Raw genomic sequence first — 10501 nt, 5'->3', positions numbered from 1 at the left:
GCGTCCCGGCAATCAAAGATTGCCAAAGGAATCCTCAACCCATCGCCTAAACGACGGGCCGGGGTATTGCCATAAATGGCACTGGCTTATCAAGCACCCTGTTGAGTTCTCAAAGAACAACCGCACATCGAGAATGAACCTCATCAGAGGTTCGCCCTCAAGGCAACCGTTCAAGCTTACCTGGTCGTTTTCGCCGCACAGAATCCGGGACCCTGTTGGCATCGCCCAAGTGGTTTCCCCGCTAGGGGGAAGAGTGGCTCAAGCAGACCGGCCGACGATCGTTATCCGATCAATCCGCCCGGCTCCCTGCCGGCTGTGTCACTCTACCCGGTCGGCCTCGCGGCTGCAAATTCAATTTCTTGAACCTCAAGTCGCACCGCCCGGCGCTGAAGTCAAGCATAGCTCGCTCTCAGCGGCCCCCGTGTCGCCTTCCGGATTTGTCACTTTCGTGGCTCTCCGTACCGGTTTCCCGCGGGCAGAGAAGAAGTTACGGGACCCGGCCGGGTGACCGCAAATCGACGCCCGTGCCCGCCTCGGCGGCGCGGCGGCACACGCCGAAGGGAAACCGTGACAGAGTGGCGTTATGGACGCATCCGAGACGCTGGCGGTCGACGCGTTCCTCGGCCTGCTGGTGCCGCTCTGGCAACTCGTGATCGGCGTGCTTGTGCTGGTCACAGTGGTCGTCTCGGTCCACCGGCTGTTCCTGAGAGGCCCCTCCCGGATGGGAGGGGCGCTTCTTTTGCTGGGCGGCGCGGTGGTCGGTCTGGCCGTCGTCAGCTACCTCGTGGAGAGTTTGTGACGCCGGCTACACCTTGATCACAGCCGCCGGTTCGCCAGGCTGGGCAGCTCCGCGCGGATGGTCTCCAGCCGGTCCATGTCCAGGTCAGCGAGGGTGACGCCCACCGTGTCCGGAGCCTGGGCCAGCACCGTCCCCCACGGGTCGATGATCATGCTGCGACCGAAACAGGTGCGCCCCGGCTCGTGATCGCCGATCTGTCCGGCGGCCAGGACATAGCACTGATTCTCGATCGCCCGGGCGCGGAGAAGCACCTCCCAGTGGTCCCGGCCGGTGTGCAGCATGAAGGCCGCGGGCACCACCAGAATCTTGGCGCCAGCCACCGCGAGCTGCCGGTACAACTCGGGGAAGCGCAGGTCGTAGCAGGTGCTGAGGCCGGTGGGAACACCGTTGATCTCCGCCACCACGGTGCGGTCACCGGGCGCCACCGTCCGCGACTCTTGGTAGGAGACTCGACCGGCGATCTCCACGTCGTACAGATGGATCTTGCGGTAGGTCGCAGCAAGCGCACCGTCCGGCGCGAAGAGCAAGGTGGTGTTGAAGGTCCGGCTCTCGTCCGGGCCGACCTCGTGGAACGAGCCGGCATGCACCCAGATGCCGAGCTCGCGCGCGGCCGCGGCGAAGAACGCCCCGAACTCGCCGTCGACCGGCTCGGGCTTGGGTACGTCGGCCGACCGGCCGAGGAAATCGACGTACTCCGGCAGGACCGCGAGTTCGGCGCCGCCTGCGGCGGCTCGCTCGAGCAATCCCCGAGCAACGGCAAGGTTGTGGGCACGGTCTTCACGTGCGTTCAGCTGGCAGACGGCGACGCGCATGAATTCGAGGGTACGGCGTCCGCAGAGTCCCCGACGTCCCCTGGGAGCTGAGCACGGCGCCAGGCCCCAGGGCCACCGCCGGGCTGACGTAGTCGCCAACGAGCGCCTTTACCTGGCCTGCAAACGCCGCCACCGCCGCCCCAGTGGGACGGCGGTGGCGGAAAGACTGCTTCGTGGCCGCGAATCAAACGGACTGCGTCCCGCACTGATGCGGGCACCATCCGGTCAGGCGGACTTCTCCTCGCGGTCGGGACGGCGACGCCGGCCGACGAACTCGCGCGGGACGATCGTCGGGTTCACGTTCTCCAGGACGACCTCGCGAGTGATCACTACGCGAGCGGCGTCCGGGTTGCTGGGCACCTCGTACATCACGGAGAGGAGGACCTCTTCCATGATCGCGCGGAGACCACGAGCGCCGGTGCCGCGGAGCATGGCCTGGTCGGCGATGGCCTGCAGGGCACCGTCGTCGAACTCCAGCTCCACGCCGTCCAGCTCGAAGAGACGCTGGTACTGCTTCACGTAGGCGTTGCGCGGCTCAGTGAGGATCTTGATGAGCGCGTCCCGGTCCAGGTTCCGCACGGTCGTGATGACCGGGAGCCGGCCGATGAACTCGGGGATCAGCCCGAACTTCAGCATGTCCTCCGGCATGACCTTGCTGAAGATGTCGTCGGTGTTCCGCTCCGAGATCGACCGCAGGCGGGCACCGAAGCCGACGCCGCTCTGACCGACCCGCTGCTCGATTATCCGGTCCAGCCCCGCGAAGGCGCCGCCGACGATGAACAGCACGTTTGTCGTGTCGATCTGGATGAACTCCTGGTGCGGGTGCTTGCGGCCGCCCTGCGGCGGAACGTTCGCCACCGTACCCTCGAGGATCTTGAGCAGGGCCTGCTGCACGCCCTCGCCGGAGACGTCCCGGGTGATCGACGGGTTCTCGCTCTTACGGGCGATCTTGTCGACCTCGTCGATGTAGATGATGCCCTGCTCGGCGCGCTTGACGTCGTAGTCCGCCGCCTGGATGAGCTTGAGCAGGATGTTCTCGACGTCCTCGCCGACGTAGCCGGCCTCGGTCAGCGCCGTGGCGTCCGCGATGGCGAACGGCACGTTGAGCATCCGGGCCAGGGTCTGCGCCAGGTGCGTCTTACCGCAACCGGTGGGGCCGATGAGCATGATGTTGGACTTGGCGACCTCGACGTCGCTGCCACCGCCGGGCGCGCCGCTCGACTCCGCCTGGATCCGCTTGTAGTGGTTGTAGACCGCCACGGAGAGGGCCTTCTTCGCCTGCTCCTGGCCGACAACGTAGTTGTCCAGGAACTGGCAGATCTCCATCGGCTTGGGAAGCTCTTCCCACTTCACCTCGCCGGTTTCGGCCAGCTCCTCCTCGATGATCTCGTTGCAGAGATCGATGCATTCGTCGCAGATGTAGACCCCTGGGCCCGCGATGAGCTTTTTGACCTGCTTCTGCGACTTCCCACAGAAGGAGCACTTCAGTAGGTCGCCACCGTCACCGATCCGTGCCACCTACGTTCTCCTTGCTTTGGTTGCCGGCCGTCAACCGGTCCATGTCCGAGGACGGATTGCCTCGTTGCCATCTCATCGTCCGCCGACCCGCGTAACTGAGGCTGCGGAGTCGACGTTACCCGCAAAGGGGCTGTTCTCCGACCCCCCAAAACGGGCGTGTCAGGGGTCGGCCAGTTTAACTGTCGCCGGGCCGACCCCTGACACCACACACTCAGCTTCAGACGCCGACGGTCTGCAGGCTCTTCTTACGGGTCGCCAGGACGACGTCGACCAGGCCGTACTCCTTGGCCTCGGCCGCCGTCATGATCTTGTCGCGGTCGATGTCCTTGCGGACCTTCTCGATCGACTGGTTGGAGTGATGCGAAATCATCTCCTCCAGCTGGGTCCGCATCCGCATGATCTCGCGGGCCTGGATCTCGATGTCCGAGCCCTGGCCGTAACCACCCTCGGTGGCCGGCTGGTGGATGATGATGCGCGAGTGCGGCAGGGCCATCCGCTTGCCGGGAGTGCCGCCGGCGAGCAGGACCGCGGCGGCGCTGGCGGCCTGGCCCAGGCACACCGTGCTGATGTCCGGCCGCACGTACTGCATGGTGTCGTAGATGGCCGTCATCGCCGTGAACGAGCCACCGGGCGAGTTGATGTACATCAAGATGTCGCGGTCCGGGTCGGTGCTCTCCAGCGTCAGCAGCTGGGCCATCACGTCGTTCGCCGACGCGTCGTCCACCTGGACGCCGAGGAAGATGATCCGATCCTCGAACATCTTGTTGTACGGGTTCGACTCCTTGACACCCCACGAGGTGCGCTCGGAGAACGACGGCAGCACGTAGCGGTTGTGCACCGGAGCGAACCCGGGAGGCATGGTCAGGTCAGTCATGGTTCAGCTCCTCAGTTCAGCGTTCCGGCGCCGTCCGGGACCTGCTGGGCCCCGGTGATCACCTTGTCGATGAAGCCATAGTCCTTGGCCTCGGTGGCCGTGAACCAACGGTCGCGGTCGAAGTCGGCCGCGATCTGCTCCGGAGTCTGTCCCGTGTGGTACGCGATCCGCTCCTGGAACATACGCTTGGTGTACAGCATCTGCTCCGCCTGGATGGCGATGTCGGCGGCGGTGCCGCCCATGCCACCGGACGGCTGGTGCATCATGATCCGCGCGTGCGGCAACGCGTACCGCTTGCCCGGGGTGCCGGCGCAGAGCAGGAACTGCCCCATCGACGCGGCCATGCCCATCCCGACGGTGGAGACGTCGTTGTCGATGAACTGCATCGTGTCGTAGATCGCCATGCCCGAGTAGACCGAGCCACCGGGCGAGTTGATCCAGAGGTGGATGTCCGCCTCCGGGTCTTCGGCGGAGAGCAGTAGCAGCTGGGCGCAGATGCGGTTGGCGACCGCGTCGCTCACCTCGCTGCCGAGGAAGATGATCCGCTCACGCAGCAGACGGTTGTAGACCGAATCGTCGAGGTTGCCACTGAGTGATTCGCCCCGGCGCAGCGAGGGGCTCGCGGGGATGTGGAGATCGGTCATGGCAGCCCTTCACAGCTGACTGTGTCGGCCGAGAGTTCCGGCCGGCAGGTTGTCCGTCGTACGACCAACCTAACTGGTCGGATGCGCATCAGCTTCCCGCTCGGGCGACTGTTCGCTGACAGCGCACCCGCGCTCGCGCGTACCCCCGAAAGACAGCGGCCACCGCGCATGCGTGAGCGATGCGCGGTGGCCGTGAAGTGCCTGCCTCAGTGGTTGTGCCCGGCGTGCTCGTCGTCGCCGTTGCGCAGGTCGTCGAGGGACAGGACGTTGCCGTCGCTGTCCTTCATCGTGACCTGCTCCATCACGGAGGCGAGGGCCTTGCCCCGGCGCACGTCGCCGAAGACGGCAGCCGCGGCACCCGAGCGGACCAGCTGGTCGTAGTACTGCTGCGGCTGCATCTGGGCGCGCTGAGCCCGGTGCACGATCTCGTGACCGAACTCGTCGTCGCTGACCTGAACGTCCTCGGCGTCGGCGACCGTGTCGAGGAGCAGCTGGATCCGTACGCCCTCCTGGGCCGCCTCGGTCAGCTCCTGCTCGATCTGCTCCTCGGTCTTCTCCTCCGAGGCCAGGTAGTCCTGCAGGGTCGCGCCGATCCGCTCCAGCTGGTCGGTCATGGCCTGCTTGCGGCCCTCGACCTCGTCCTTGACGACGCCCTCCGGAGCCGGGATGTTCGCCGCCTCGACGAGCTGCTTGAGGGCCTCGTCACGGGCGGCGTAGATCTGCTCGACCTTCTTCACCCGGGAGAGCCGCTCGCGCAGGTCGCCGCGCAGCTCCTCGAGGGTGTCGAACTCGCTCGCCAGCTGGGCGAACTCGTCGTCGATCTCGGGCAGCTGCTTGTCCTTGACGGTGCGCACGACGACCTTCACCTCGGCGTCGCTGCCGGCGAAGTCGCCGCCGACGAGCTGGGTGGTGAAGGTGGCCTCCTCGCCGGCGGAGAGGCCGACCAGCACCTCGTCCAGACCGGGCAGCAGCTGCTTGCTGCCGACCTCGTGGGAGATGTTGGTGGCCGAGCCGCCCGGCACCTCTTCGCCGTCGACCGTCGCGTTGAGGTCGAGCTGCACGTAGTCGCCCTCCGCAGCAGCACGCTCGACGGTCTTCAGCGTGGCGAAGCGCTCGCGCAGGCCGTTGATCTGCTCGTCGATCTCGCTGTCACCGATCTCCACGGCCGGAACCGTGACGGTGATGCCGGAGAGGTCCGGGACGGTGATCTCCGGGCGAACGTCGACCTCGGCCGTGAACTTCAGCGGCGCGTTGTCGGCGAACTCGGTGATCTCGACCTCAGGACGTCCGAGCGTCTTGACCTCGTGCTCCTGGACCGCGGCAAGAATCTGCTGCGGAATGGCTTCCTGGACCGCCTCGTTGAGCACCGCACCCCGGCCGACCCGCTGGTCGATCACCGCGGCTGGGACCTTGCCCTTGCGGAAGCCCGGCACCTGCACCTGCGCGCCGATCTCCCGGTACGCCTTCTGCAGGCTCGGCTTGAGCTCGTCGAACGGCACCTCGATGGCGAGCTTCACCCGAGTCGGGCTCAGAGTCTCGACGGTGCTCTTCACAGGCGTACTCCTTGTTGCTGCGGATAGATGGTGGCAGTCGGGGTGGCGGGATTTGAACCCACGGCCCCTCGCTCCCAAAGCGAGTGCGCTACCAAGCTGCGCCACACCCCGTGGCGTCGGCCAGTGTATGCGGTCCGCCTGCGTGTGTGTGCGCTGGAGTCACCTGCTGGGGAATCCGGTTCGCGCGGACGGGAGATGATTCAGTAAGCTGTGCACGAACCCCGGACGTTCTCGGGGATCATGCGGGCGTAGCTCAATGGTAGAGCCTCAGTCTTCCAAACTGATTACGCGAGTTCGATTCTCGTCGCCCGCTCCAAGTTCGCCCTGCTCAAGAGCTATTTTGCACTGCGCATCGATGAGTGACTTAGGCCACTTAGCGGATGCTAGGGAAGGCGACCGCCTGACCAGGCCTTTCTCAGCCGCGCGCATCCCTGGCGGAAATCTGAAGACACCAGCTTGACGTCCAGCGTCTTCGTCACCTCAAAGAGGGGGTCAGCGTCGCACCGACGACCGCGAGGTGCGGTGCGCGGCGACGGCTGCTGACTCGTCTGGTCCTCGTCATGGGGCGGGCGTCGGTGGACGCCTATAGCTTCTCTTGGGTCGCCGGTGCCCTGGTGTGGCGTGGCCGGGTTCGGCGATGCGGTACGGGGCAGTGACGATGCGTCGGCTGCCCGCGGCGCCGAGGACGCTGGGGCAGCGGTATCCGCAGGGCAGGCCATTGTGACCGGGACGGTCGGTGCAGTCGGCTGTTGCCGTCGTTGCGCCAGTCTATCGGCGAGGACCGTACGCCAGTCATAGTCGGGTTCGGCCTCGAACCGGGCTACCAGCCAGTTCGCCGCGTCGGATCGGTAGACGTGTTGCTCTGTGGGGATCATGCGCGCCAGGCGCGCCTTGATCCCTCCAGACGTGCGGCCAACAGCACGGCCAGTTCCTTGACAGACGAGCCGGCCCGCAGGTGCTTCACCATCTCGGCCGCCTCGTCCATCGACCAGGAGGCACCCGTACGTTTGTCTTTAACCGGCCGTGACGCGGTGCCAACGTCGTCGACCGCACCGCCCGAGGCGACCACCTCATCGACAGACATACCCGCACTTATCGAGCAACGCCAACACTCTGGGTAGAGATCTAGATCGATCGGCGGATTTGCACGATTCGGCCACCCCGCTTGCCAAGTCTGGTCACCGAGCGACGTCGCGACAGCCGCCCCGGCGCTCGACCACGGCTCGGTACCGAACGACAAAAGGGCCAAGTGCCTCAACGGTGCCCTAAGGGCTTGACCCGGGTGAGCGCGGCACGCTGACGGATGCCGGGTGATGTCTTGCCGCATTGATCGACGGCAAGACATCACACCCCGCGGTCAGGGTTGGCGGATGGTCGGGCGTGGCGGCGTGCGCATGTCGACGCCGATGAAGAAGCTGGGGTGCGGGGGCTGGTTGTATGCCGTGTTCTGCCAGGCCAGTGCTACCCGGTACTGAGCGTCCTGGAGCAAGGTGGTGATCCGCCGGTCAGTGGGAACGGGTGTGGAGTAGATGCGCAGTGCGGTGTTGTCCGCGGTCGGCCAGATCACCTCCTCGCGCCAGTCGCCGAGGATGTCGCCGGACAGTGACGGCGTGGACTTGGTGCCGTTGTTGGAGTGCACGCCGGCCGCGGTGAGCAGGCGAGCGTCGCCCGAGGTGCCGTATTTGTCGATGTGGTTGCCGTCGAGCAGTTCCCGTACCGGGTCGGCGTCCCACCAGGCCAGGAAGTTCATCGAACCGGGTTTGCGGTTGTTGACGACGGTTCCGTTCGGGGAGCGCAGTCCTACCGGTGCCGCGGACCACGATTCGGCGCCGGGGCTGCCGGCCCAGACGTCGGCGGAGACGCCACGGCCGTTGTCGCCGGAGGCCGGGGTGGACCAGAGGACCTGACCGGTCCGGGCGTCGGCGAACCAGGACGACGGTTTGCTGCCGTCCTCGTCGACCTTGAAGACCTCCAGTCCCGGACGGGCCGGATCGAGGTCGCCGACGTGCATGGCGTCGCCGTGTCCGTTGCCGGTGTTCCACAGCCGGGCGCCGTTGTCGTCGACGGCCATCGACCCGTACACGATTTCGTCGCGGCCGTCTGCGTCGACGTCGGCGACCGACAGGTTGTGGTTTCCCTGAGCGGCGTATGAGCCGTTGCCCGAGGCGCTGCTGTCGAAGGTCCAGCGCCGGGTCAGGGTGCCGTTGCGGAAGTCCCAGGCGACGATGACGCTGCGGGTGTAGTAGCCGCGCGCCATGATGATGCTGGGCCGGGAGCCGTCCAGGTATGCGGTGGCCGCGAGGAACCGGTCGGCCCGGTTGCCGTAGTTGTCGCCCCAGGACGATACGGTGCCGCGCGGCGGCTCGTAGTTGGTGGTGGCCAGCACCGCGCCGGTGCGACCGCTGAAGACGGTGAGGAACTCCGGCCCGGCGAGGACGTATCCATCGGAGTTGCGGTGGTCGGCACTGGCGTTACCGATCACCTGCCCGGTTCCGGAGACGGTGCCGTCGGCGGTCTTCATCGCGACTTCCGCGGTCCCGTCGCCGTCGTAGTCGTACACCTGGAATTGGGTGTAATGGGCTCCGGCGCGGATGTTGCGGCCCAGGTTGATCCGCCACAGCCGGGTGCCGTTGAGCTTGTAGCCGTCGAGGTAGACCGGGTCGGTCACGCCGGACTGCGAATTGTCCTTGGCGTTCAGCGGGTCCCATTTGAGCACCAGATCCGGTTGGCCGTCGCCGTCCAGGTCGCCGACGCTGGCGTCGTTGGCCGCGTAGCGAGCCGGATCGGGGTTCTGGATGGGTACGTCGAGGTAGCCGGCCGCGAATCGCAGCGCGGCCGGTGACGGCGCCTGCTCCGTGCCGCCGACCACGGCACGGACGGTGTATGCCGCGCCGGAGCCGGCTCCCGAGTCGAGGTAGTTCGTCGATCCGGTGATCGGCGTCGCGTTGGCCTTCGTGCCGTCGCGGTAGATGTTGAAGGCCACGTCGGAGGGGTCGGCTGCCAACCATCGCCAGCTCACCAGATTGCCGTTTCCGGAACGAACGCTGACGAGACCGCGATCCAGTCGTTCCATCTGCCGGCCCGTCCCGGGTTGCGGCGGCGGGTTGGACGGCTGTGGACCCGACGGCTGTGGACTCGACGGTGTGGTGGAGGGGTTGGTGACTCCACCGGTGCAGGCGGTGCCGTTGAGGGTGAAGCCGGTCGGGACCGGGTTGGCGCTGCTGAACGCTCCGTTGAAACCGAAGGAGGCGCTGCCGTTGGTGGGTATGGCGGCGTTGTAGCCGGCGTCGCGCACGGTGACGGCGGCGCCGGACTGGATGAACGAGGCGTTCCAGGCCTGGGTGATGCTCTGGCCGGGACCGAAGGTGAAGTTCAGCGTCCAGTTCGGGATCGGGTCGCCGAGGTTGTCGATGGTGACGTCGGCGCCGAATCCGCCCTGCCACTGGTTGGTGACGGTGTAGTGGATGCGGCATCCGGCAGCGGCGAAGGCATTGAGGGTGACGAGACCGGAGGCGGCGGTGACCGCTGCGCTGGTCGCCGCGATCAGGAGAACTCTGCGGGGATGTGGCATGGCGAATGCCCTTCTGGCGCGCGGGGGGACGGCGCGCCGGCGAGGTGGTTGGGGACGGGGTGCCCCGCCTGCCTCGGGGGGACAGGCGGGGTACGGAATCAGGTGCCGATGCTGACGGTGGACGTCGGGGAGTGGTGTTTCATTCGCCGGAGGGTGCGGTCAGGGTGACGCCGAGGCGGACAGGGGTGCCGAAGTTGGGGGTGCCGTCGGCGTTCCAGGTGAACTTCTGGGCCCGGGTGGAGCGGTTCATGTCGCAGCCGCCGCCGGCGGAGTCGTTGGCGTGGTAGACGATCCAGTCCTCGGTGCCGTCGGGGCTCTTGAAGAAGCCGTTGTGGCCGGGCGCGAAGACCCCGTTGGCGTCGTTGCGCTGGAACACCGGGTTCGGGCTCTTCGTCCAGTGCGCCGGATTCATCGGATCGCTGCCGGTCAGGGTGAGCAGGCCGAGCTTGTAGTCGGGCCCCCAGCAGGCCGACGCGGAGTAGACGACCATGACCCGGCCGTTGCGGTAGAGCGGTTCCGGGCCCTCGTTGACCGCGCCGGTCTGCCGTTCCCAGGACAGTGTCGGCGAACTGAGCCGGACCCGGGAGCCGCTGAGGGTCCAGGGGTTGGTCAGGCGCTGGATGAAGTTGGACTGGCCGTAGGAGCCGCCGGCGTTGTAGGTGCCCATCAGGTAGAGGTTGCTGCCCACCTTGAGCACGCTGGCGTCCAGCGCCCACTCGTTGCCGAGGTC

9 protein-coding genes and 2 tRNA genes are annotated in these 10501 nt (G+C 66.7%); 2 read left to right on the top strand and 9 right to left on the bottom strand.

Annotated features, from left to right (window positions below):
• Window positions 1-583: 583 nt before the first annotated feature.
• Window positions 584-799: a hypothetical protein gene (locus tag I4J89_RS48550; protein WP_196421016.1), complete on the top strand. Its 216-nt coding sequence runs from the start codon at window positions 584-586 to the stop codon at window positions 797-799.
• A gap of 17 nt (window positions 800-816) precedes the next feature.
• Here the strand turns inward: I4J89_RS48550 and I4J89_RS48545 are convergent, their stop codons facing one another.
• From I4J89_RS48545 to I4J89_RS48520, 6 genes are all read right to left on the bottom strand, one after another.
• Window positions 817-1611, bottom strand: a complete 795-nt coding sequence (locus I4J89_RS48545) for a carbon-nitrogen hydrolase family protein (protein WP_196421015.1) — start codon at window positions 1609-1611, stop codon at window positions 817-819.
• Window positions 1612-1836: 225 nt separating this feature from the next.
• Window positions 1837-3129: an ATP-dependent Clp protease ATP-binding subunit ClpX gene (gene clpX, locus I4J89_RS48540; protein ID WP_196421014.1), complete on the bottom strand. Its 1293-nt coding sequence runs from the start codon at window positions 3127-3129 to the stop codon at window positions 1837-1839.
• 217 nt (window positions 3130-3346) lie between these two features.
• On the bottom strand, window positions 3347-4003 hold the full coding sequence (locus tag I4J89_RS48535) for an ATP-dependent Clp protease proteolytic subunit (RefSeq protein WP_196421013.1): 657 nt from the start codon (window positions 4001-4003) through the stop codon (window positions 3347-3349).
• 11 nt (window positions 4004-4014) lie between these two features.
• The gene (locus I4J89_RS48530; protein WP_196421012.1) at window positions 4015-4647 is read right to left on the bottom strand and encodes a ClpP family protease; all 633 of its coding nucleotides are present in this window, start codon (window positions 4645-4647) and stop codon (window positions 4015-4017) included.
• A gap of 206 nt (window positions 4648-4853) precedes the next feature.
• The gene (gene tig, locus I4J89_RS48525; protein WP_196421011.1) at window positions 4854-6200 is read right to left on the bottom strand and encodes a trigger factor; all 1347 of its coding nucleotides are present in this window, start codon (window positions 6198-6200) and stop codon (window positions 4854-4856) included.
• 37 nt (window positions 6201-6237) lie between these two features.
• Window positions 6238-6311 (bottom strand) — tRNA-Pro (locus I4J89_RS48520).
• Between the two features lie 131 nt (window positions 6312-6442).
• Between I4J89_RS48520 and I4J89_RS48515 the strand changes: the two genes are divergently transcribed.
• Window positions 6443-6516 (top strand) — tRNA-Gly (locus I4J89_RS48515).
• A 555-nt stretch (window positions 6517-7071) separates the two neighbouring features.
• Here I4J89_RS48515 and I4J89_RS48510 read toward each other — a convergent pair.
• The 3 genes from I4J89_RS48510 to I4J89_RS48500 all read right to left on the bottom strand — a co-directional run.
• Window positions 7072-7284, bottom strand: coding sequence for a hypothetical protein (locus I4J89_RS48510; protein WP_196421010.1), 213 nt, complete (start codon window positions 7282-7284; stop codon window positions 7072-7074).
• Between the two features lie 273 nt (window positions 7285-7557).
• Window positions 7558-9771 carry a rhamnogalacturonan lyase family protein gene (locus I4J89_RS48505; protein ID WP_196421009.1) on the bottom strand — a complete coding sequence of 738 codons (2214 nt, stop codon included), beginning with the start codon at window positions 9769-9771 and terminating at the stop codon, window positions 7558-7560.
• A gap of 139 nt (window positions 9772-9910) precedes the next feature.
• Window positions 9911-10501: glycoside hydrolase family 43 protein (locus tag I4J89_RS48500; RefSeq protein ID WP_196421008.1), on the bottom strand; the 591-nt coding region annotated here is incomplete at its 5' end.

Source organism: Actinoplanes aureus, assembly GCF_015704865.1.
Lineage (GTDB): Bacteria > Actinomycetota > Actinomycetes > Mycobacteriales > Micromonosporaceae > Actinoplanes > Actinoplanes aureus.
Note: the sequence above shows the minus strand (reverse complement) of the source record. Positions and strands in the feature narration are given on the sequence as shown.